This is a genomic window from Cereibacter azotoformans, from assembly GCF_021391315.1.
GTDB lineage: Bacteria > Pseudomonadota > Alphaproteobacteria > Rhodobacterales > Rhodobacteraceae > Cereibacter_A > Cereibacter_A azotoformans.
In genome coordinates this window covers 719,509-741,129 of the sequence record NZ_CP090022.1, presented here as the reverse complement: position 1 = coordinate 741,129, position 21,621 = coordinate 719,509, and the positions used below count along the sequence as shown (strand labels likewise).

Annotated in this window: 22 protein-coding genes and 1 riboswitch; of the genes, 3 read left to right on the top strand and 19 right to left on the bottom strand. The window is 70.8% G+C overall.

Going from position 1 to position 21,621, the window contains the following annotated elements:
- Positions 1-2: 2 nt before the first annotated feature.
- From LV780_RS18660 to LV780_RS18605, 12 genes are read right to left on the bottom strand one after another with little or no spacing between them, the layout of a single operon-like run.
- Positions 3-1,277: a serine/threonine-protein kinase gene (locus LV780_RS18660; RefSeq protein WP_108222539.1), complete on the bottom strand. Its 1,275-nt coding sequence runs from the start codon at positions 1,275-1,277 to the stop codon at positions 3-5.
- A gap of 16 nt (positions 1,278-1,293) precedes the next feature.
- Positions 1,294-1,557 carry a hypothetical protein gene (locus LV780_RS18655; protein WP_011910354.1) on the bottom strand — a complete coding sequence of 88 codons (264 nt, stop codon included), beginning with the start codon at positions 1,555-1,557 and terminating at the stop codon, positions 1,294-1,296.
- A 17-nt stretch (positions 1,558-1,574) separates the two neighbouring features.
- Positions 1,575-3,191 carry a formylglycine-generating enzyme family protein gene (locus LV780_RS18650; RefSeq protein ID WP_108222540.1) on the bottom strand — a complete coding sequence of 539 codons (1,617 nt, stop codon included), beginning with the start codon at positions 3,189-3,191 and terminating at the stop codon, positions 1,575-1,577.
- Complete coding sequence (locus LV780_RS18645; RefSeq protein WP_108222541.1) at positions 3,184-4,374, bottom strand: ABC transporter permease family protein; 1,191 nt, start codon at positions 4,372-4,374, stop codon at positions 3,184-3,186. The genes LV780_RS18650 and LV780_RS18645 overlap by 8 nt, the downstream gene beginning before the upstream one ends.
- Positions 4,374-5,093: an ATP-binding cassette domain-containing protein gene (locus tag LV780_RS18640; RefSeq protein ID WP_011910357.1), complete on the bottom strand. Its 720-nt coding sequence runs from the start codon at positions 5,091-5,093 to the stop codon at positions 4,374-4,376. Before LV780_RS18640 ends, LV780_RS18645 begins: the two co-directional genes overlap by 1 nt.
- A complete protein-coding gene (locus LV780_RS18635; protein ID WP_108222542.1) occupies positions 5,090-6,316 on the bottom strand; it encodes a trypsin-like peptidase domain-containing protein in 1,227 nt (408 codons plus the stop codon). The genes LV780_RS18640 and LV780_RS18635 overlap by 4 nt, the downstream gene beginning before the upstream one ends.
- Positions 6,316-7,431, bottom strand: a complete 1,116-nt coding sequence (locus LV780_RS18630) for a serine/threonine protein kinase (RefSeq protein ID WP_108222558.1) — start codon at positions 7,429-7,431, stop codon at positions 6,316-6,318. Before LV780_RS18630 ends, LV780_RS18635 begins: the two co-directional genes overlap by 1 nt.
- A complete protein-coding gene (locus LV780_RS18625) occupies positions 7,431-8,558 on the bottom strand; it encodes a PP2C family protein-serine/threonine phosphatase (RefSeq protein ID WP_108222543.1) in 1,128 nt (375 codons plus the stop codon). The genes LV780_RS18630 and LV780_RS18625 overlap by 1 nt, the downstream gene beginning before the upstream one ends.
- Before the next feature lie 7 nt (positions 8,559-8,565).
- The gene (locus LV780_RS18620; RefSeq protein ID WP_108222544.1) at positions 8,566-9,147 is read right to left on the bottom strand and encodes an FHA domain-containing protein; all 582 of its coding nucleotides are present in this window, start codon (positions 9,145-9,147) and stop codon (positions 8,566-8,568) included.
- A 21-nt stretch (positions 9,148-9,168) separates the two neighbouring features.
- A complete protein-coding gene (locus LV780_RS18615) occupies positions 9,169-10,680 on the bottom strand; it encodes an FHA domain-containing protein (RefSeq protein ID WP_108222545.1) in 1,512 nt (503 codons plus the stop codon).
- A 13-nt stretch (positions 10,681-10,693) separates the two neighbouring features.
- Complete coding sequence (locus LV780_RS18610) at positions 10,694-11,152, bottom strand: hypothetical protein (protein WP_108222546.1); 459 nt, start codon at positions 11,150-11,152, stop codon at positions 10,694-10,696.
- A gap of 59 nt (positions 11,153-11,211) precedes the next feature.
- Entirely contained in the window at positions 11,212-11,949 is a 738-nt protein-coding gene (locus tag LV780_RS18605) for a hypothetical protein (protein WP_233864209.1), read from the bottom strand.
- Between the two features lie 460 nt (positions 11,950-12,409).
- On the opposite strand from LV780_RS18605, the gene LV780_RS18600 reads away from it, so the two are divergent.
- The 3 genes from LV780_RS18600 (at position 12,410) to LV780_RS18590 (ending at position 15,054) form a co-directional block, all read left to right on the top strand.
- Positions 12,410-13,132, top strand: coding sequence for a DUF4431 domain-containing protein (locus tag LV780_RS18600; protein ID WP_233864067.1), 723 nt, complete (start codon positions 12,410-12,412; stop codon positions 13,130-13,132).
- Positions 13,129-14,076, top strand: a complete 948-nt coding sequence (locus LV780_RS18595; protein WP_181318573.1) for a hypothetical protein — start codon at positions 13,129-13,131, stop codon at positions 14,074-14,076. Before LV780_RS18600 ends, LV780_RS18595 begins: the two co-directional genes overlap by 4 nt.
- 336 nt (positions 14,077-14,412) lie before the next feature.
- The gene (locus LV780_RS18590; RefSeq protein ID WP_108222549.1) at positions 14,413-15,054 is read left to right on the top strand and encodes a hypothetical protein; all 642 of its coding nucleotides are present in this window, start codon (positions 14,413-14,415) and stop codon (positions 15,052-15,054) included.
- 374 nt (positions 15,055-15,428) lie between these two features.
- On the opposite strand, the gene LV780_RS18585 is transcribed toward LV780_RS18590, so the two are convergent.
- The 7 genes from LV780_RS18585 to LV780_RS18555 all read right to left on the bottom strand — a co-directional run bounded on the left by LV780_RS18585 (position 15,429) and on the right by LV780_RS18555 (position 21,590).
- Entirely contained in the window at positions 15,429-16,073 is a 645-nt protein-coding gene (locus LV780_RS18585; RefSeq protein ID WP_011910368.1) for an energy-coupling factor ABC transporter ATP-binding protein, read from the bottom strand.
- A complete protein-coding gene (gene cbiQ, locus LV780_RS18580; protein ID WP_108222550.1) occupies positions 16,063-16,839 on the bottom strand; it encodes a cobalt ECF transporter T component CbiQ in 777 nt (258 codons plus the stop codon). Before cbiQ ends, LV780_RS18585 begins: the two co-directional genes overlap by 11 nt.
- A 3-nt stretch (positions 16,840-16,842) precedes the next feature.
- Positions 16,843-17,415, bottom strand: a complete 573-nt coding sequence (locus LV780_RS18575) for an Ig-like domain-containing protein (protein WP_101342241.1) — start codon at positions 17,413-17,415, stop codon at positions 16,843-16,845.
- The gene (cbiM, locus tag LV780_RS18570) at positions 17,412-18,023 is read right to left on the bottom strand and encodes a cobalt transporter CbiM (protein WP_101342242.1); all 612 of its coding nucleotides are present in this window, start codon (positions 18,021-18,023) and stop codon (positions 17,412-17,414) included. The genes LV780_RS18575 and cbiM overlap by 4 nt, the downstream gene beginning before the upstream one ends.
- Positions 18,024-18,027: 4 nt before the next feature.
- Positions 18,028-18,813, bottom strand: a complete 786-nt coding sequence (locus LV780_RS18565) for a DUF4198 domain-containing protein (protein WP_233864208.1) — start codon at positions 18,811-18,813, stop codon at positions 18,028-18,030.
- 136 nt (positions 18,814-18,949) lie between these two features.
- A riboswitch (cobalamin riboswitch) is annotated at positions 18,950-19,149 on the bottom strand.
- A gap of 337 nt (positions 19,150-19,486) precedes the next feature.
- Positions 19,487-20,269 (bottom strand): Pnap_2097 family protein, encoded by a 783-nt coding sequence (locus LV780_RS18560; RefSeq protein ID WP_108222551.1) that lies wholly within the window; start codon positions 20,267-20,269, stop codon positions 19,487-19,489.
- Between the two features lie 10 nt (positions 20,270-20,279).
- Positions 20,280-21,590, bottom strand: coding sequence for a hypothetical protein (locus LV780_RS18555; RefSeq protein WP_233864066.1), 1,311 nt, complete (start codon positions 21,588-21,590; stop codon positions 20,280-20,282).
- Between the last annotated feature and the right edge of the window lie 31 nt (positions 21,591-21,621).

The following is a 21,621-nucleotide window of genomic DNA, read 5'->3' as shown; positions in this document are numbered from 1 at the left end:
CGTCATTCCCTCAGCAGGACAAGGGCGTGCCGCGCCTCGGCCGAGCCGAGCTCCGCAGCCGCCTGATAGTTCCGCCGCGCAGCCGAGGCATTGGGCGCCTTGAACGGGCTGCGGCTGGCGTTGAAGCTGCCCGGATCGTACATCCGCCCGAGCGCGAGATAGGCTTCCCTCCGGGTCTCGGGCGGGCAGGCCTGGTCGTTCGCCAGCGCCATCAGGCTTGCGAAGGCCGTCTCGACATCGCCCGCGGCAAAGCGGCGTTCGATTTGCTCAAGCGGATCGTGCGCGGCCAACACCTCACGGGCGTCCTTCGCCACGCGGCTGCCGGCAGGCGCGTCGAGATAGGGCAGAGCGAACCACATCCCCGCCCCCGCGGCGGCCAGAACGCCCGCCCCGGCCGCAAGCGCCAGACCCAGTCGGCGCGGCGCGCGGGCCGGCGCCGCCCGTTCCAGCACTGGCGCCGCCTCGGCGAACAGCTTCTGCAGATCGGCGGGGCGTTCGTCGGGCCGGGTGCGCAGCATCGCTTCGAGCAGCCGCGCCAGCGCCGGGGGCAGGCCCGCGTCGCGCGGGATCGTCACGTTCTCCCGCCGCACCTCGACCGCGGCCATGCCCATTCCCTCGCCCGGCACCTTCAGCCCGCAGACCTTCATCAGCACGAGGCCCAGCGAGTAGATGTCGGAGGCCGGCCCCACCCGCGCCCCGTGCAGCCCGAACTGCTCGGGCGAGGAATAGGAGTACTTCCCGGCATAGCTCGACCCGATGATCGAGGCCTCGGTCCCCGAGGTGTTCGAGGCAAGACCGAAGTCGATCAGCTTGCAATGGCCGATGTCGCCGTCGGGCAGCATGATGTTGTCGGGCGCCACGTCGCGGTGGACGATGCCGAGCGCGTGGATCGCCGCCAGCGCCCCCGCCATCCGCCGCCCCAGCCGCAGCACGTCCCCGGGCGCGAGCCGCGCCCCGCGCTCGAGGTAATGCGACAGCGGCTGGCCGTCGACGAACTCCATGATCAGGTAAAGCCGCCCCTCGCGGTCCTGAAGCGTGGTCTCGTAGCGGATCACCGCGTCGCTCTGGACCTTGCGCAAGAGCTGCGCCTCGCGGCGGAACAGTTCGACCGCCTTGGGTACCAGCGCGATCTCGGGCGTCATCACCTTGATCGCCACCACGTCCTGCGTCGTCAGGTTCACCCCGCGCCAGGTCGTGCCCATGCCGCCCTGCCCCAACCGCGCCTCGACGCGGTAGGTGTCCTGGATCACGTCGCCGGGCTGGAGTTCGCTCGCCATCGCCGTCACCCCGCCGTCACACCCGGCGCTGGTTCAGCGCGACATGCTTGGTGAAGGTGCGGATGTCCATGATCTGGAAACAGATGCCCGCGAAGACCAGCGACAGCGTCACCCCGAACAGGATGATCAGGAAGCCGTAGAGGATCACCGCACTGTCGCCGACAATGTACTTTGGCGAATAGCGGATGATCATCGCGCCGGTATAGCAGGACAGGGCGACGTTGAAGCCGGTGGCGATCCAGATCAGGACCGCGAGCGACTTGTTCAGAAAGTCCCGCATTGGGTTGCTCCTTCAGGTTAGCGGGCCTGCGCGGCCGCGATCTGTTGCATGTCGGACCGGATGGCGGCGAGGTCGTTCATCCCGCTTTGGCCCCGGCGGTCGAGATGGGTCTGCGCCGCAGCAAGGCAGGCGCCGCGCCGCGGGCCGCGGCTCTCGTGCTCGTCGCGCACCGCGGCGATCTGCGCCGCCAGCAGCTCCTGCGAGAATTCGGCCGAAAGCCCCTCGATCAGGTTGGCGTAGTCGACGCTTTCGCGGCCGACCGCCTCCTCCATCTCGCGCAGCTTGGCCCGGGCCTCGGCGCGGGCCTCGGCCACCTCCTGCGCCAGTGCCACGTCGCCGCTCGCCTCGGCCTCGGCGGCCAGCCCGTCATAGCTCGGCACCAGCGCGGCGATCGCCAGCGCGTTCAGATACCGCTGCACGATCTGGTCGCAGGTCAGCACCGACGAGCCGAGGATCATGCGAATGGTCCGGTCGCGCTGCGCGTTCGTCTCGGCACGGGCCTCGCGGATCGTCCGGGCGATGGCGGCAAAGCGGCTGCGGTCGGCGGCATCGCCGGCCTCGCGCTGGAGCCGGTCGAGCAGCGCCAGAACCTCCGCCTCCGAGGCCGCCGAATCGAGCGCCGGGTCCGCCCGCGACAGGGTCTCGAGCGCCGCCGCGACCGCCTTCGCCTGGTCGGCCGAGGTGATCGAGAGCGTGGACAGCACGAGCCGCCCGCCGGTGAAGGCCTCGCGCGTCACGTCCTTCGAATGCACGTCGAAGGGCGGCACCTCGAACCGGGTCGCGCTGGTGATCTGGTCGAGCGGCGTGCGCGCATCGCCGCCGCGCTTGACGTGGCCGCCGGCCTGCCCGTGCAGCCGGCCGTGGCGCACCATCGCGAAGGGGGTCAGCACATATTCCGAGACGTTGCCCAGCATGTCGTGCAGCCCGAGCGGGTTGGGCGCCAGCGTGCCGATCGCCTGCACCTTGCCGCCCGCGCTGTCGTTGCCGCCATGCGCGATATATTCCGACGCGGAGTGGCCGGGCGGGATCGGCGGCAGCGCGCCGCGGAACAGCGCCGGATCGACGGCAAGGCCGCCCCGCGCAGCGAACTCCCACTCCTCCTCGGTCGGAAGCCGCAGATGTGCCGGCGCCGCACCGGCGAGGGCGAGGCTTTCCGGCGCGTTCCGCATCAGCCAGACCGTCCAGGCCTGCGCGAAGGCGTCAAGCTCGGTCTTCGTCACCTCCCTCACCGGAAGGAAGTCGCGCCGGCGCGGCTCCTTCTGCGTGCAGCCCTCCGTCACCGCGCGGTACTGCGCCTCGGCGATCTCGTATTTCGCCATGTAGAACATGGCCTTGGCCGCCGGCTCGCCCGTCCCCGGAAACCCGCCCGAGACATAGGACCGCCGCGTGCCGACCAGATAGGGCTGGTCCTCGTCCTCGCGGCCGAGGATCACCGGAACGTCGCCCACCGCACCATCGGCATTGGGCGTCGCCACCGGGCGGAACGCCATCGCGCCGCCGCAGGGCATCGGCAGCACGAGGTCGCCCTCGGTCGGCTGCGGGTTCCAGTATTTCTCGTCCACCGTGATCTCGGCCGCCGAGACGGGCGGCGCAGCCAGCAGGATCGCCAGCGCAAGACCCCATGCCCTAGCCATGACGCAACACCTCCTCGCTCGGGATCCGCAGCACCGCCACCATCGCCCAGAGCGCCGCGGTCAGCGCCGTCACGCAGGCAAGCACCGCCGCCCCGCCCAGCTGGTCCGGCCTGAGCCGCGCGAGCGCCGCCCCCTCGGCCACGGCAGGAAAGCTCGCATTGATCAGCGCGACGGCCGGCAGGACGAGGGCGAGCGACAGGCCGAGCCCCGCCCCGATCAGCACGAGGCTCTGGATCAGCGGCACCGTCGCGCGCTGCGCGGGCGTCAGGCCCAGCATCCGCAGCAGGCTGAAGGCCAGACGCCGCCGCTCCACCATGCCGCGGAGGTTGGCGGCCATCGCAGCCCAGAACCCGACGGCGGCCAGGGCCGCGACCGCAAGATACAGCCGGTCCGCGCCCCGCCGCACCTGCAGCAGCACCGCCGCATTCTCCGCCCGCGGGCGCACCGCGACGCCGCGCCCCTCCAGCACCGCCGAGAGCGCGCCAAGATCCGCGAGCGTCCGGGCATAGAGGCGGAAGCTGGCAAAGGCCGCAGGCGGCGCGGCGGCCTCCAGCCAGCTTTCGGGCGTGACGGCGGGATCGTCGCGGAACCGCTCGATCGCCAGCATGTCCGGCAGCGACAGGAACAGCGCCGGGCGACCGTATCTTCCGGCCGGAACGACTCCCGCCACCTCCAGCCGCCGCCGCGCCGTCTGCTCGAGGCCGTCGATGCGCCGCCCGATCACCATCGTCAGCTCCCCGCCGGGCGCGACCCCCAGCGACTTCGCAAGCGGCGCACTCAGCCAGACGCGGCCCGGCCCGACCTCCCCCGCAAGCAGCGGATCGCCCGCGGCTGAGACCACCAGCGGCACCTCCCGCACCACCACGCGGCGGGGGGAGGCGGCCACCACGGCATCCGCAAGCGCGTTGATGCTGCGCGTGGCGGGGACCACGAAACCGACCTCGGGCCGCGCCTCCAGCCAGCGGAAGAAGGCCTCGTCATGCGCACCGGCGCCCACGGCCAGCAGTTCGCGGTTCGCCGGGTCGTCGACCAGCCGCTCGACCATCGAGTCGAGCGCCCCCGTCTTCAGCGCGAGCAGGATCAGCATGGGCGCCAGCACGCCCACCAGCGCCGCCACGAAGCAGAGCGCCGAGATCCAGTCGTGCCGCAACTCGCGCAGCGCCAGAACCAGGGGCAGCGGCATCAGACCGCCTCCGCCTGGAAGACCGAGCGCGTCAGCGCACCCGCAGCCTCCACCCGATGTCGCACGCGGCGGCAGGCGGCAAAGGCGCTTCCGGCGATCTGGTGGCCCGCAAGCAGCACGGCCGAGCCCGCATCCCCGGCAAGCCGCAGGATAAGCTCCTCCACCGCGCGGACATTGGCGGGGTCGAGCGCCGAGACCGGCTCGTCCAGCAGCAGCAGCCGCGGCCGCGCGAGCATCGCCCGCGCCACGGCCGCGCGCTGGCGCTGGCCCACCGAAAGCTGGGCCGGAAAACGGTCGAGCAGATCGGCGAGGCCGAGCGAGCCCACCACCTCCCGCGCCCAGTCGGGCGCCACCCGCAGCCGCGCGATCCGCGCCGGCAGGCCGACGTTGTCGCCCATGGTCAGATAGGGCACCAGCGCATGTGTCTGAAGCACGAAACCCATCACCGCAGGCCCCGGCGGGCACGGCGCCACGGCCAGATCGTGTCCCGCCACCCGATGTCGCGAAGGCCGCGCCTGAGGCGCAACCGCACCCGCAACCAGCCCGAGCACCGTGCTCTTGCCGCTGCCGCTCGGCGCGTCCAGCACCAGCACCTCGCCGGGCGCGACCGAGAGCTGCTCGATCGCCACCTCGAACCGCTCTCCCAGCCGGACCGAGAGATCCCGGATGTCGGCGACGGCGTCCGATGCCGCCACGTCGGGAGGCGCCAGATCCTTCATGATCCTGCCCTCAGCCGGATCTCGACCTCGCCGCCCAGCACCAGAACCGTCGCCTCGCTGACCTGCCGCGGCTGGTTCGGCGGCAGCGGCTTGCCGTCCACCACCGTCCCGTTGGTCGAGCCGAGGTCCGTCGCCATCAGCCGCCGCCCGTCCAGCGTCAGCCGCAGATGCTCCCGGCTGAGGCGCGGGCTGTCGATCACCACCTCGGCCGCGCCGCCCCGTCCGATGATGACGCCGCGTTGCAGGCTCGCACGTCCGATGCCGCGCCGCCGGCGCGATCCGCCCGCGGTGATGGTCAGCGTCAGCGCAACCCGGGGCGCCGCGGGCTCGCTGCCTCGGCTGCCGGCCGCGACCGCCATCACCGCCAGGATCAGCGCCAGCGAGGCGCCGGTTCCGCCGAGGATCATCCAGATCGGCACGCCGCCCTCCGCCTCCGCCGGGGCGGCGGGTGGCGCCGCGGCCGGTAAGGCCGGGGACGCTGGCTTCCCACCGCAACCGCCGCTGGCCGTCTGCACCGGGAGGCGGGCCTCGGCCAGGAAGTCCGCGATGGTGCCGGCCGAGGAGGCGAGGTAGATCCCCGCCACATCCGTCGCGCCCATCGTGTTCACCCCGATCACCCGCCCGCACTGATCAAGCAGCGGCCCGCCCGAGTTGCCGGGGCTGAGCGGTGCGGTGTGCTGGACGATCTCGATCTCCGCCGAGGCGCCGCGCCACGATCCCATCAGCACGCGGCTCACGCTGCCGCCGGTCAGCGTGGTCTCGAAGGCGGCGATGTTGATGTCGCGGCCCATCGTGCCGTCGGCTGCGCCGGGATAGCCGATGGCCACCACGGCTTCTCCCTTTTCGAGCCGTCGCGTGTCGATGGCCAGCGGTGGCGGAGGCGGCGTGCCGATCTCCTCGGGCGTGAGGCGCAGCGCCGCAAGGTCCTTCTCCTGCGACACGGCAAGGACCGTCCCGCTGTAGATCGAGATCGCCTCGCCCTTCTTGAAGAAGACGGCGATTCCGCCGCCGTCCTCGACGACGTGGAAGTTGGTCAGGTAGAGCAACCCGCCGCCGGCGCTCTGGCCGAAGACCATGCCGGCGCCGGTCATCAATCCCCGGGGATGATCCACGAATATCCGGCCCACCGACGCATCGGTCAACCGCGCGACAGAGGTGAAGTCCTGCGCCGCGGCGGCCGCGGCGCAGAGCAATCCGAAAAGCGCGCCCAGAAGTCTCGGCATCAGTAGGCCACCCAGGCGGGCTGGCGCGAGACGACGCCATAGGCCACAGCCGCGCCCGCGATCAGCAGCATCAGGAGCACCATGGCGATGGACTGGCGGTTCACGGGCCGTCGCTGAGTCCGCGGCACCGCCGAGGACGGCGAGGGCGCGGCCCCGGTGGAGGTGCGGCGCGACGGCGGCGGGGCCGCGCCCATCTCGACGCCGGCCATGTAGGCGAACTGGCGCACCGTCCGCGGCCGCGCCTCGGGCCAGAGCGCGCAGCCGGCATCGACGGCCGAGGCGAAGGCGGGCGAGTAGCTGCCGCGCAACCGCCGCTGCGCCAGAAGCGCCGTCAGCGGCACGTAAGGGTCGGGGCCGCCCGCGGCGACCGCCGCCGCCCGGTCGGGCGCGCTGGGGGGCAGTTGCCGCGTCGCCATCTCGTAGAGCATGACGGACAGCGAATAGATGTCGCTCCACGGCCCCTCCTCCAGCGGCTGCGCCGAACGCACCTGCGCGCGGGGGAACAGCTCGACCGGGGCATAGCAGCGGGTGAACATCGCCAGCGACCCGCGCTGCCCCGAGGGGCGCGCGGCGCCGAAATCGATCAGGATCGGCTGCTGGTCGCGGCGCGAGATCATGATGTTGGCGGGCTTCACGTCGCGGTGGACGAGGTTCGTGGAATGCACCGTCTCGAGCGCGAGGCAGATCGGGGCGAGGAAGCTGCGCAGCAGATCCTCGGCGATGAAGCCGGTGCGCTGGATCGTCGCCTGCACGAGACGGCTGAGCGGCTCGCCCTCGATGAAGTCCATCGCGCAATAGGCGGTGCCGAACTTCTCGAAGGCGCCGCGCACCCGCACCAGCCCGGCCTGCTGCGGCAGCGCCTTCAGGATGTTCGCCTCGGTGATGAAGGCCCGCAGCCCCTCCTGGTACATCCGCTCGGCCTTGGGCAGCGGGCGGACGAAGCCCTGCGCGTCGCGGTGGGCCATGTCGCAGGGGAAGTATTCCTTCAGCGCGACGATTGCGCCGGTCTCGAGCACGCTCGCCCGGTAGGTGATCCCGAACCCGCCCCGGCCGATCTGGTCCACGATGACATGACCGGCGATGCGCGTGCCGCTGGGAAGGCGCGGCTCGGTCATCATGTCTCGTCCGCCCTGGCCGGCGCGTCGTCCTTGACCGGGCGTCCCTCGCGGGCGGCGGGTCGCCGTGCCGGCGCCGGGCTCGCCTCGGGTGCGGAGGGCTTTTCAGGCTGGGCCTCGGGTTTTGCGGCGGGACCCTCGGGTGGCGGAGGCTCGGCGGCCTCGGGCTTCGCGGCGGGTGCCTCCTCGACGGGGGCCGGGATGGCGCGCATCTCGGCAGCGCCGCGCGGCGGCTCGGGCGTCGGCGGGGCCGGCGGGTCCGAGAAGCCCCCCATCCCGGCATAAACCGCCAGTCCCGCCAGCGCGAGCACGGCCCCCGTCCCTGCCGTTGCCGCCAGCCTGCGCGGAAGCGTCCGCGCCGGGGCCGCGCCCTGCCCCGCGTGGCGGTAGAGGATCACCGAGGTGTTGTCCTGCGACGGGTTCGCCTTGCGCTCGACCGCGGCCAGCAGCGCCTCGGTCACGGCGCGCGGTCCGGCCCGAAACCGCTCGCCCACGATCTCGACCACTTCCGCCTCCGACAGCGCGTCCAGCCCGTCGGAGGCGATCAGCACCACGTCGCCCGGCTCCAGCGTCACCGAGTTCAGGTCCACCAGCGTCAGCGGACCCCCCGTCAGCGCCGAGCGCAGCACGTTGCGGCGCGGGTGGCTCGCCGCCTCGGCCCGCGTCATCCGCCCCGCCTCGACCAGCGTCATCAGCTCGCCGAAGATCGAGTGGTCCGCATTGATGCGCCGGATCGTCCCCCGCCGGAGCAGGTAGATCGCGCTGTCGCCGACGCTGACCCAGACCAGCCGGTCGGGCAGCTTGATCGCCGCGATCAGGGTGCAGCCCATGCCCCTCAGGCTCGCGTCCCGCGCCAGCGCGCCGCGGATCGCCTCGTTGGCGGCCTCCAGCGCCTCCTGCAGCCGGTCGGCGGGGCGCGGGGCGCGCGCGACCTGCGTGAAATGGTGGGCGAAGGCGCGCAGCGCGAGGCCGCTTGCCACCTCGCCGCCCGCATGTCCGCCCATCCCGTCCGCCAGCAGCATCAGGACGTCCGAGCGGGGGTCCGTCTCGTTCTGGAGGATGATGTCGAACGCATCCTCCTGCGTCTCCCTGCGCCCGAGGATCTGCTGGCCGTGGACCTGCGCCATCGTCGTCTCAGGCCTCGGGCGGGGCGATGTCGCCCCAGTCGAACTCCTCGTTGCAGAAGGCGACGAAGCGGACGGTGGTCTTCTTGCTCAGCTCCAGCGTGGAATGGGTGGGCAGCGGCAGCGTCGCCGTCACCACCTGCCCGTTCAGCCGCGTGATGTTCTTGCCGCTGCCCGGCACGACCAGGAACGACCGGCTCACGTCGTCATAGACGATCCGCAGGTGATCCTCGCCCGAGATGGTCATGTCGCCATAGGGCAGGCTGACGCGGCAGCTGCTCTCGCGGCCGACGATGTTCATCCCCGCGCCGATGTTGACCGAGCGTCCGAGCCCCGGCCCCTTGGTCACCACGAGCCAGCCCACCACCGGGTCAAGTTCCTCCTCGAACGGGATGGCCTCGACGATCTCGATCCGCGTGCGCTCGTCCGCGACCTGCACCAGGCGCGTGGCGTCCAGCGCGGTCGGCGCCGCGCCGATACCGGGCGCAGGCCCCAGAAGGCTGGTATCGTCGGGACCGAGGTCGGTGAAGTCGCGGCGGCGCGCCGGTCGGTCGTCGGATTCGAAGATCCACTTGGTCTTGTCGCTCGGCATGTCAGTCTCTCCTGTATCTGCTCACGGCGCGACGAGCCGAAGGCGGATCTGGCCGAACCCGATCTGGTCGCCGTCCTTCACGCACGTCCCCTCCTTGATGCGGCGGCCGTTGACGAAGGTGCCGTTCAGGCTGCCCATGTCGGTCAGCATCAGGCCACCGCCGGACAGCTTCAGCTCGGCATGAAGGCGCGACACGCTGTCGTCGGGAATGGGCACGGCGTTGGTTCCGGCCCGCCCGATGGTGGCCGTGGGCGAGGGCACCACCAGCCGCTCGCGCGTGTCCTCGCGCACCAGCGTCGCCATCGCGCGCACCGGGGCGGCGGGAGCCGCCATCATCGGCCGTCCGGGCGCGCCGAAGTCCAGATCGTCGTCCTCGCCCAGCGGAAGCTCGTCCTCGCCGCCGTCGCCGCCGCGACGGACGAAGACGACCAGCGCGACAAGGACGATCAGCAGCAGCATCGCCCCGGCCCCGCCGCCCAGCACCCACATCCGCGGATAGCCGAAGATCAGCCCCGGTTCGGGCTTCGGCTCCGCCGCCGGCGGGGCCTCGGCCTTGTGCGGCTCGAAGCGGACGCGGTGGGTGATGGTCGCGGTTCCGCCCGGCGCGCCCACCTTCGGCGCCGCCGTCTCCACCACCACGTCGGCGGCCTCGGGCTTGCCCTCGGGCACGATCAGCCCCGACTGCTGCAGGGCCGAGGCGTAGCGCCCGGCGAATTCGTCCACCGCGGCCAGCGCCTGGGTCCGGTTGCGCAGCATCACCGTCGTGGTCAGGCCGAAGCCCGGCGTGGTGATGCGGGTGTCGAGGTAGTCCTTCGCGCGCCCGATCTCGGCGCTGCCGGTGCCGCGCCAGAAGAAGCCGAGCGAGGAGACGGCGATCCGCTCCGCCACCGCCCTCTCGTGGACCGTATCGTCGAACAGCCCCTCCTCCTCGCCGTCGGTCACGACGACGATGTTGCGGTAGAGAACGTCGTCACGCTCGGAAAGGACCTTGATCGCATCGAGCAGGTTCAGCGCGATGTGGGTGTTGACCCCGCCGGCGACGAAGCCCTCCATCCCCGCAATCGCGCGCTGGCGCAGGTCGGTGAAGGGCACGAGCGGCTGGAGCGTGCCGCCTTCGTCGAAGGTGTAGATCGCCACCAGCTCCTGTGGGGGCAGCGCGCCTATCAGCCGCTCGACCAGCTCCTTCTCGAACCGGATGAAGGGCTTGCGCGCCCCGCCCGGACCCGGGGTGCGGTCGACCAGCAGCATCGTCGCCGAGGGAAGGACCGCGGCCGGGAACCGGCTGTCCGAGGGCCGGATGAACGAAAAGCCCGCGCCCGAGCCGCGCATGTCGCCGCGCGCATGCAGCGGCGGGATGCGCAGGGTGCAGCTGTCCTGCGGCGCGGGGGCCGCCGGCTTGCAGTCCACCACCGCAAGCCCCGTCGCGGGCGAGCGCGTCTCGGCCACGCCCTCCGCGCCGGCGCCGGTTGCGGCGAGCGCGAGGCCCAGCCCGAGAACGACGCCCCGCCCAAAGCCGCCAATTGCCTGCATCATGCTGCTGCTCCGCTCAGTTGGCCAGGGCGCGGATCGAGGCGCGGATCCGCGCGATCTCGCCCTGCAGCACCGCCGGATCGCTGCCGGCCGAGGCCTCGCGCTCCACCGCCGCCAGCTGGCGCTCGTAGCCGTTCAGCTGGCCGAGCCGGATCCTGTCGCCGCCGAGCTGGCTGCGGACCGAGGCCGCCTCGGACCGGGCCGAGGCGATCTGCCGGTTCAGACCCGCGATCGTCCGGCGGTTGACGTTCGCCTGCCGGTGCATCGAGTCGATATCGACCTGCATGCGCTGGTTCGTGCGGACAATGGCCGCCGCCTCGGCATCCTTTTGCGCGATCTGCCGGTCGTATTCGCCGGAATTCAGATTGGCGATATTGTCAAAAAGATTCGCCGTCGCGGGATCGGTCGATCCCGAACATCCGGCAAGCGCCGTGCCGATCAGAAGTGCTACGACGGGCAAGGAATTGGAACGCATGCAGGCTTATCCTCTGCGGGCAAGGAATGGGCCGGCAATCCGCGCCGGCCCCGCTTTCTTCATTTCGTCGGAATGAGCGAGACGGTGCTGCGCAGGCTTGCCAGCCGCTTCTCGGTGCTCGATGCCGCCGAGCGCAGCGTCGACAGCGACCCGCCGCCCTGTTTCTCCAGCGAGACGAGTTCCATGCGCTCCTTGTTCACGTTCGTCTCCGCCGTCTGCAGTCCCTTCACAACCGCCGTTCGGTTGGAGTTGATCGCCCGCACCCGCTTGTCATAGGCGCTTTGCGTGATCTGGTTGGCATCGACCTGCCGTTTCAGCGAGGCGATCTCGGCATTCTGCGAGCGCAGGACGTCGCGCAGGTTCGTCTGCACCGACCCGAGCGAGGCGTTGATGCCCTTCAGCTTCGCCAGAACCTCGTCGCGCTTGACCAGATCGCGGTTCTTCTGCGCCGCCTGCTGGCCCACGGCATTCCCGCCGACGCCGCCAACCACCGCGCCCGCTGCCGCGCCCTTCACGCAATCGTCGCCGTTGCCTCCAAAGAGCAGCGCCACGCCGCATCCCACCACAGCCCCAGCCACGGCACCTTCGACCGTGTTGCGGACCACGATGTCACGCGACTGCTGGTTGAGCGACTTCACCTGCTTCTCGAGCGCGACTTCCTTCGGGGTCTTGCTGCTGACCGAAAACCCGGAGGGCGCGGATTTGGTGGAGTGGCCGACCGTTTCCGTCGTGCATCCGCTGGCAAGTGCAATCATGCCGACAAGTGCGGCTGTGAGGAGCTTACTGGTCAAAGGCATCACCGTTCAAAAATATGTGAGCACATCTCCAATGAACCGAAACTGATTCGCAAGTCCGGGATGGCTCCGATTTGATCCTTGCCGCTATTGGGATCGCCCTCTGCTTCAACAGGTCGCGGCCCCTGCGCCGCAATCTTTTCATCTCGATAATTAACCAATATTCAGTAATTTTAAAATCATCTGAGTGCAATTCGCGGTCATTGCAGAGATATCGGGTTTACAGGTGCCGCGGCCCTTTCCTATTCTCGGCGGCGCAATCGTTCGAGGTGCCGCCTTGCGCAGCTGTACCGTTCCTCCCGAACCCTGCCGCGCACGCGGCCTGCCGTGGATCGTCCTTGCAGCCTTGCTGCCCGTCCCGACTCCTGTGCTGGCCGAAAGGGCCATCCCCCTCTCGGACGGCATCGCGATCCCCGACGACCTGCCCCTTCCCCCGGCGCCCTGTCACAGCTACGCAGGAACGATGACGCTCAGCGGAACCATCGTCCGGCGGACATGGCACACGCCCGACCCGATGAGCGACGGCTACCGCAACGTCAGCGGCGACGTGCTGAAGCTGCCCTCGCCGATCTGCATCTATCCCGACCCCGATCCGGACATGCCGCAACCGGCCATCGTCGGCGTGACCGAGATCACCGTCACCCGGCTCGAGGGCGCGGTGGGCGACCAGGTGACCGTCACGGGCTCTCCCTATCATGCCCACACCGCCCACCACATGACCCGCCTGCTGCTGGACGGCGGAGTGACCGCCCGGCCACCCGCCGCCCCCCGGCAGGAGCCCTCGGTCACCGTCACGCCCGTACCCTACCAGCTGCCGTTCCGCGACGCCGAGAGCGCGCGGCTCTTCCCGCAGCTCGTCCTGTCCGACCCGCCGGTCTGCCGGACGACCGGGGCCGACGGCACCACCTGTTTCGCCGGCGACAGCGAGAACGTGATCGCGCTGCGCACGGCCCCCGGCGGCGAGGGGATCGCGCTCCGCTGCCGGCTCACGCTCAATTCCGCCAGCCTGGAGGCCGGCATCCGAAGCTGCGCCAACGCGGCCGCGGCGACCGGCGTCGCGGCCGCTCTCCTGCTCAGCTGCGCGCGGAAGGCGGGCCTCTCGCGACCGGCGGGACCGGCGCGGATCGACTGCCGCTGGGGCGCCGACGCGCGGACCGCCGTGCTCGACCTGGCGATCCGGGGATGAGGAGGCTTGGCATAAAATCGCTGGCCGCGGGTCTGGTGACGCTTCTCCTTGCCGCGATGGCAGCGCAGGCGGAGGACCGACCCTTCGATCCCGCCCGCCTCTCGCGCGCCGAGATCCGCTTTCTCCAGACGGCGCTGTCCTTCGCGGACATCTACGACGGCATGCTCGACGGAGAGTGGGGCGGCATGAGCCGGCGCGCGCTCGAACAGGCGCTCGGCTGCGCCCCGCCCTGCCGCCTCGCCGCCTCCGAGGTCGAGAGCTTCCTGTCGGACGCGGGCGAGCGGCTTGCGGCCTCGGGCTGGCAGGTCACCTATCTTCCGGCGCTTGCCGGCTCGCTGCTCGTCCCCGGCGGCTCCGCCACCGGCCGCGCGATCGGGCCGGGCTTCACCCAGATCCACGCCAGCCCGGACGTGACGATCTACGCCGCGCGCGGCCCGGTGGAGGTGGCCGAGGCGGTCGGGGACGACATCCGGCGCAACGCCCGCCCCGACCGGAACAGCTACTTCCCGGCCCCCAAGCCCCGTCTGCGGGTCTGGACCGCCTACGCGCCCTTCCACGCCCTCTTCGGGGACGGCGACTTCCGGCTGGGCGTGTTCTACCTCCGCTCGGATTTCCGCGATGGTGCATGGTCGAGCGTGCTGGTCGCCGCGCCCGCCGAACGGATCAACGTGCTCAGGACGGTGGCCAACAGCATCTCCGCCGGCCGGGGAGAGCCGCTCCTCTACCCCGAGCCGCCAACCCTCGCGCCCGCCCCCGACCCCGCCTTCCACACGACCGAAGGCCCCGATGATCCCCGCCTGATGGATGCCGAACAGGGCAACACCGACGACTACACCCGTGTCGTGCCCTCGGACGTGCCGGACCCCGAGCCCGCCTCGGCCGGCGCGCCCCTCCTCGCCGAGGTCGAACGCATCCTCACGCCCCTCCCCCTGCCGGGCCCGTGATCCGGTACGCCGCCGATCGGTCAGACCGTCCGTTCGCGCTCCGGTGCCGTGGCGGAGTGAGCGGATCGGCCGGGCGGGATTGCCCCCTACGAGCATGAGGGGCGGCAGGTCGCGCGTCACGACGCTGGCGGCGGCGACGATCGCGCCCTTGCCAATCCGGCGCTCGGCCCTGATCCGGAACGGAGCCGAGCGGATGTTGCCCTGCACCCGCGGAGGGCCTCGGGTCAGCATCTCCGCAGCCGTTCCCTGCCCGCCCGCCCTGCCGCGGCCGCGACTTGACCGGCCAGCGGATTTGCGCATAGCGTCGGCCCATTACGAGTTGGAGTGTCTTTCCGAATGTGTCTGTTTCCCGAGGCGCCGCCGAGCCCGGCGCCGTTTTCGCTCTCCGCATCCACCGCAGGGTCCGCAAGGCCCATACCGCCGAAAGGTCCGGCGGACCTGCGCCGACGGATCGCGTGCGCCGCCCGTCATAGGGTCTGTCGTCTCGCGGCCGCGCTGATTGCCGGCCTTGCCGCACCGCTGCACGCAGGCTCGCTCGACCGGTTCCTGAACAACGTGGAGTTCTGCGAGGAGAGCGCCGGGCTGCGCGCGCTGCGGGCCGACCTGAACACCGCCTTCCCGATCCATCCCGACGATCCGATCATCAACTACCGCGTGACGCCGAAGGTGCTGGCGCGGGTCGCGCGGCGCCTTCCGGTGCCCATAGAGAATGCGAGGATCCGCGAGGACGAGGGCCATATGCTCTTCCACTTCGAGATCTCGGGCAGCTACCGCGGCCTGCCGGTCCGCTCTCTCGACATCTACAACGGCCGTCCCGGCAGCCGGTTCTACGGCTTCGGGGTGGAGTTCGCGGCGCCGCAAGCCACGGTCGAGGCGATGTTCGGCGACTCGATCGCCTGGACCCGGCAGAACCGGCCAGGCTTCGCCATGCTTTCAAGCACGACCCCGGTGATCGTCTGCGACCCGTTCGACCGCTGAATCCGGGTTGAGGGCGCCGTGGTGCCGTCACTGCCAGAGCCCGGCGCGGCTGAGGGCCGGGCCCGCGTTGACGATCCCCATGTCCATCCCTTCCCGGATGGCATGGTGGAGGAAGACCGCGTGCATCGCCTCAGCACGAAGGGCTCGAGGCCCGAAAGGCGGAGGTGGCGGCTCATTTCACCGTCCTCGGAGCAAGGCCCGCCAGCGCGTCCGCGATGGCGCGGCTGTGGTCGGGCGTGGTGCCGCAGCCGCCGACGACATTGACCATCGCGGCCGAACCGCGCCACCTGCGCGGCCGCTTGAAGCCAGTTTACAGTCCGTGGGATCCGCTCCTGTTGAACGGTTTCTGCAGGGTTCAACCGTGCCCCGGACCGTCAGGAGAGCAGCCGCCCCTCCTGCAGACGAAGCTCGCGGGTCGCGAGCCGGCCGCGGAAGCTGCGGTCGTGGCTGACGAAGACCATCGCCTGCGGCAGCCCGGCCAGCAGCGCCGTCAGCCGTTCCTCGTTCGCCTGGTCGAGGCCCGTCGTCGGCTCGTCGAGCAGGAGCACCTCGGGCTCCATCGCCAGCACGGCGGCCAGCGTCACCAGCCGCTTCTCGCCGCCCGAGAGCCTGTGGGTCACCCGGTCACGCAGATGCGCGATGCCGAGCCGCGCCAGCACCTCCTCCACCACCGCCCGCGCCTCTGCCCGCGACCGGCCGAGGTTCAGCGGGCCGAAGGCCACGTCCTCGGCGACCGTGGGGCAGAAAAGCTGGTCGTCGGGGTCCTGGAACACCAGCCCCGCGCGACGGCGAACCTCATGGAACTCCTCCTCGCGCCGACGCTCCTGCCCGAAGGCCACCACCTTCCCCGCTGACGGCCGGATCAGCCCGACCGCCAGTTGCAGCAGCGTGGACTTGCCCGAACCGTTCGGCCCGGTGACGGCCAGCCGCTCGCCCGCCGCCAGCGTCAGCGATGCGCCGCGCAGAACGGGGGCGCCGCCGGGATAGGCGAAATGCAGGTCGCGGAGGTCAATGAGCAAGGCTGAGGTCCAGCAGCAGGAGGGCTGTGATCACGGCCGCGAGCCCGGCGAGGAACGCCGTGTCGGCAGGCCGCCACTCCAGCCGGTCGATCAGCGGCAGGCGGCCGGTGAAGCCGCGGCAGCGCATCGCGCCGAGGATGCGCTCCGACCGCTCCAGCGCGCGCACCAGCATCATGCCGACGAGGTGGCCGAGGCTCGCGACGGTGTGGCGGTCGGTGCGCGGGCGGAAGCCACGGGCGCGCATGGAAAGGCGCAGGCGCTGGTATTCGCCACGCAGCACCTCGACGTAGCGGACGGTGAAGAGAAGCAGATGCACCAGCCGCTCGGGCGTGCCGAGCCGCGCGAGCGCGTGGCCGAGCACGGCGGGCTCCAGCGTTCCGGCCAGCACCATCAGGGTCAGGATAATGGCATTGGCGGTCAGCGCGATGGCCGCGGCCTGCTGCAGCCCCTCCCAGCTCGCCGGGAACCCCCAGAGCGTGAAGGCCGCCACTCCCGGCACGGTGAAGGGCAGCAGCGCCAGCATGAAGACGATGAACCCGTCCATCATCGCCATGCGCTTCAGCGTCGGCGCGACAGGCAGGCGGCTCGCGGCCAGCAGCGCCACCGCCACCGCCAGCGCCGCGACAAGTGCCGCGAGGGTCGAAAGCGCCACGGTGCCTGCGGCAAAGCCCACCGCTGCCAGCACCCGCGCGCGCGGGTCGATCCGGCGGAAGGCGCCGCCGTCGGGCGGCGGGGCAGCGGCGTCGGCGGACAGGAGGTGGCCCAAGCCTCAGCCCGCCATCCGCCGCCGGGCGGCGAGGTAGAAGCCGAGCCCGAAGAGCCCCGCAATCCAGCCAAGGCCGCCCAGGATGGTCTGAAGGTCGTTCTTCTCCTTGTAGGCCGCGATCTCCTGCCGAAGCGGGCGCAGCTCGTCGCGCAGCATGGCGGCGATCTCGTCCCGCGAGAGCGGCGCGGCTCCCCCCGCCAGTGCGGCGGTTGTCAGTGGAATCGCACCGGCGCCGGGCGGCGTGGCGGGGGAAGCCTTCCCCAGAAGCGCCGCGACCGCCTCGGCCGGCATCGTCACCTCGGCCACATGGCCCGCGCCGAGATTGGCGTGGAAGACGTGGGCAATCGGCTCGGCCGGCGTGAAGCTGAAGGCGCCCGCGGCGTCGGTCACCACCTCGCCGAGCGGCCGGCCCTCGGGATCGGTCACCGTCACCCGCTGGTTCGCGGCCATGTCGCCGTTGGAAAAGCCGATCTCGCCCTCGATGGCCGCGCCCGCAGGATAGACCGAGGCGATCACCTTGTGCGCAAAGGCCGGCAGCGGCGCCAGAACGAGGACCAGCGCGAGCAGGAGTTTCATCTTGCGGCCTCCATGACCGAGAAGAGTTCGGGCTTGACCTGCCGGACCAGCGAGACCGCGGCAGCGGTGATGGCCGCCTCGACCGCCATGACCGGGATATGCGCGAGGAAGACGAGCTTGGCCGCCGGGATGAACTCTTCGCCCGAGAGCGCCAGCGCCACGCCAACGCAGAGCGTCGTCAGAGCGACGGCGAGCGCACCGCCCACCGCGCCCCAGATCGCCGCGACCGCCGGCGGCCCGGCGAGCCCCCTGCGGCAGAGAATCCCCACCAGCACGGCCGGGGCCGCGATGTCGAAGGTGTTCACCCCCAGCACCGTCACGCCGCCGAAGCCGAAGAAGACCGCCTGCAGCAGCAGGCCCACGAAGAGCGCCGGAAACGCGGCCCAGCCGAGCACCAGCCCCGCGAGCCCGTTCAGGATCAGGTGGACGGACGAAGGGCCGATCGGAACATGCACCAGAGAGGCGACGAAGAAGGTCGCCGACAGCACGCCTGCTGTGGGGATCTTCTCGACCGGCAGGTGACGCAGGCCCTGCGCGATGCCGGCCGCGGCCAGCACCGCACCGCCGATCACCACAGGCCCCGAAAGCGCGCCATCGACGATGTGCATGGATCTACTCCACGTCCCAGGCGCGCACCCAGATCACGGCGTCCTGGCTCAGCTCCTTGCCTTCGTGCTCCTTCACCGGCCCGGTGCCGAGCGCGGCGAAGCCCCACCAGCCGGCCTTCGGGATTCCGAAGGTGAAATAGCCGTCCGCGTCCGAGACCGCGACCACCGCGCCACCCGGCATCGGCCCGGCCACGGGAGTCCTCGGCGCGTTCGTCGCCATGTCGGGCTCGGCCGCCATGAACTCCACCTCGATCTCGGCACCGGCGACCGGCTGACCCTCGGACAGCACGCGGCCGGTGAAGGTCGATCCGGCGATGACGTTGTAGGGCTTGACCAGCGGCAGGATCTCGGTCGGCAGACCCTGCGGCTCGGTCCAGTCGGTCGGCAGTTCCATCCGGTTCAGGTAGACCTTGGCGAACTGCTGGATGAAGATGTCCTCGGACGGTTCCAGATAGGGCGCAGGCTCGACCACCAGCACGTAGTCGCCCGCCTTCGTCACCGGCACCACCGCGTCGAAGCCCTGCGCCGCATTCGAGGCGCCGGTGAAGGTGAAGGGCGTCAGGCTGGCCGCGAGGTCGATCTTCTCGCCGCGGCTGACCGCATAGAACGCCTGCGGCGGCCCCATGTCCATCACGTGGCCGTTCTCGAACGGATGCCAGAAGATCAGCTTCACCGGCACGTCGCCCGGCGCCTCGATCAGCGGCGTCTCGACATGGATCAGCTGGAAATGCGCCTCGGCGGCGGCGGGCATCAGAAGGCCCGCGGCAAGCAGCGCGTGGTGGAGTTTCATCATTCGTCCCTTTCTGCCGCCTTCGGGGCGGTCGTGTGAAAGGACGGAGGGGAGAATGGCCCGAGGTGGTCGCACGATCCGGCGCCGTGCCTCGCGCCAGACGCGCACCCCGGCGTCCGGTGGAAGGCGCGGGATCGCTCCCCGCGCGCCAGCGGCAGGTCTCCTGGCTCGCGGATCACAGCTTCGGCCGGCCTTCCCGGGCAGGGCGCCCAGTGGCATGTCGGCCTCGCTCACCGCTCACAGTTGCGGGGGCAGCCGCGGAGTCGGCCATCCGGCCTCACCGCATTCCCTCTTTCCTCTTCCGTTGCCGGAAGAACCGATGACGCTGCCGTTGAACCCGGTCTGCCGCTCCCTGTCAACAGCGTTATCCGCGCACCAGCGCCGCAACTCGGGCAGGCCGCGGGCCGATACCGGAAACAGGGAGGCGGCGCCGTGTCACCCGGTGGGGCTCCGGCCTCGATGCGGAGCATGGTTCCGGGGGGCGGAGCGGCCAGCGCACGGCCGCCTCGCCGCCTGCGGACCGCCCGCCGAAGTGCTGATCCCCGCCGGCGCCGAGCCGTTCAAGTGGCGGATCAACGAGGACTTCACCGTGACGCTGACCGTGCCCGGAGACTACGGGGCTCAGTTGCACAAGTCCTGTGAGGGACACATCCCGCGTAGAAGCACCGTCCGGTCAGCGCGGTGCGATCGTCACTTCGGGCGCTTCGGCGAGCGACAGGCAGAGCCGCCGGCCCTCGGCATCGACAAGCTCGGTCGCGCAGGCGTCACTCGCCCGGGCGACATGGGCCAGCACGCGCTCGCCATCCTCGACATTGCCGAAATACCAGACCTCGCGCCGGCTGTTGAGCCGCGGGGCCTTCCCGCGGTTCTCGCGCCATTCGGACGCCTTCGCGATCCGGACGAAATTCTTGAAGTACAGGAAGTCTGCCGTGTTGAAATCCTGGATGCGGTTGACCTCGTAGTCCATCGCGAGCACCCCCTCGACGGGGAGGCTCTTCATCGCATGGTGCCGCTCAAGTTCGGCATCGATCCTCGCGCCGTCGAGATCCTCGGCGGTCCAGATGTCACGGACCTTCGCGAACTTCTTGTTGGACCCCCGCACCTTGCGCTTGATGAAGCTCGAGAGGATGCGGACCTCGGCCTTTTCCTTGCCGTCAACGAGGAAGCGCGTCGAGGAGAGCGCATGCGGCTTGCGGATCGCGAGGAAGCGCGTGTCGGCCGCGAAGGCCTCGTCCTCGCGCAGGGGATCGGCCAGATCGAAGGAGGTGGTGAGATGGATCACCGCCCCGTACATCCGGTCGCCCTGGCTGTCGAGCCACTCCGAGGGCTTCAGCCCCATGCTGCGGGCGAGCAGGATCCAGTGGTTTTCGAGCGAGGTGGCCAGCGCCCAATCCTCGGAGAGCGTATGGATGTCGAGCTGCGGCAGGCCTGCGGTGAAGTGGCTGACGTAATTCATGGCAATGTCCTCACTTGGCCAGGTGCGGCCAGAAGCCGCCACCCACCATCATCTCGTCCGGGGGGCCTTGGACGATCTCCTCGAGCCGCGCGGCATAGAAGGCGTTGAAGGCGCGCTCGAACGAGGCCGCATCCGCATAATCGGCGGCGACGGGACCCGGCACGAGCGAGAAGCCGAAGGTGCCTTCCTTGCGGTGCGAGCCGCAATAGAAGACGGCGGACCGGCCGAGCCACGCCAGATGCGCCGCGCCGCGTCCGATGGGAACGGGCTTTCCCAGAACCGACACCTCCGTCTTTTCGCCCATGCCGCCGTCGGGAAAGATCCGCACGATCCGCGGCGTCTTCTTCATCATGCGCGCAAGCTTCGTGAACTCGATCGCGGCACCTGGCGCCCCGGTCGCCAGATGGAAATCTTGCGGCCGACTTGCGGGCGCCGCATTCCGAGAGATGTGGGAGAGGCCCACTTCCCCCAAGGGAAGCCCGAGCTGATGAGCCGTCGACACACCCGCATGAGCCTGTACAATGACCGCGCTGCGCCCCTCTGCGATGCAGGACAGCAACGGGGCCGGATCCGGCGGCAGGATGCGCCGCTGCAACTCGGCATGCAGCGCCATGTGCGTCCGCTCGAGCGGCGAGAGAGGGTGCCCACTCTCGTTCAGCGTCCGCGCAACACGGGTCAGAAAGACGGCGCGGCGGAAGAGTTCGCGCCCCCAGGTGAAACGCCCCATGAAGGCTGCGTCCGAGGGATCGTCGCCGCGCAGCCGCAGGATGGCGCTGCCCATGCGTTCCAGCCAGGGCGGCGGCGCCTCATGGGGGACCTGGGCAAAGGGATCGGCAAGAGCCGCCTCGGGATCGGGCCAGAAGTCGAGCAGGCTCTCGACCGTCTCGACCAGCTCGCCCTCAATGCCCCACTGGCGCACCGACTGGCGCAACGCGCGGCGGCCGGCCTGCGGCAAGCCCGGCAGCGCAAGCACCCGGCTCGCTTCAGTCACGGTGCCCGCGCGGTCTCTCAACTGCCAGAGCGCCACCAGCCGCAGGTGCGCGAGCGCCGGCACGTCGGTGAGCGCGGGCACGGCGTGGCGCGTCAGGTGAACCACCTCGCTCCGCAACTCCCGGTTGAGGAGGAGTCGCCCGGCCACGGCGAGAACCCGGATCCGCCAGGCGCGCAGGGGCTGTCCTGACTCCGGTGCCACCTGCCCCAGCGCCGTCTCGACCGCCTCGCGGATCGCGGCTCCCGCACCCTCGCCCGCGGCGGAGCCGAACAGGGTGTCGGGGTCCGCCAGATCGAGCTCGGCGAGGCTTCTGGACAAGGTCTGGGTCATTGTCATAACTCGATCTGCAAGAACTGATGGA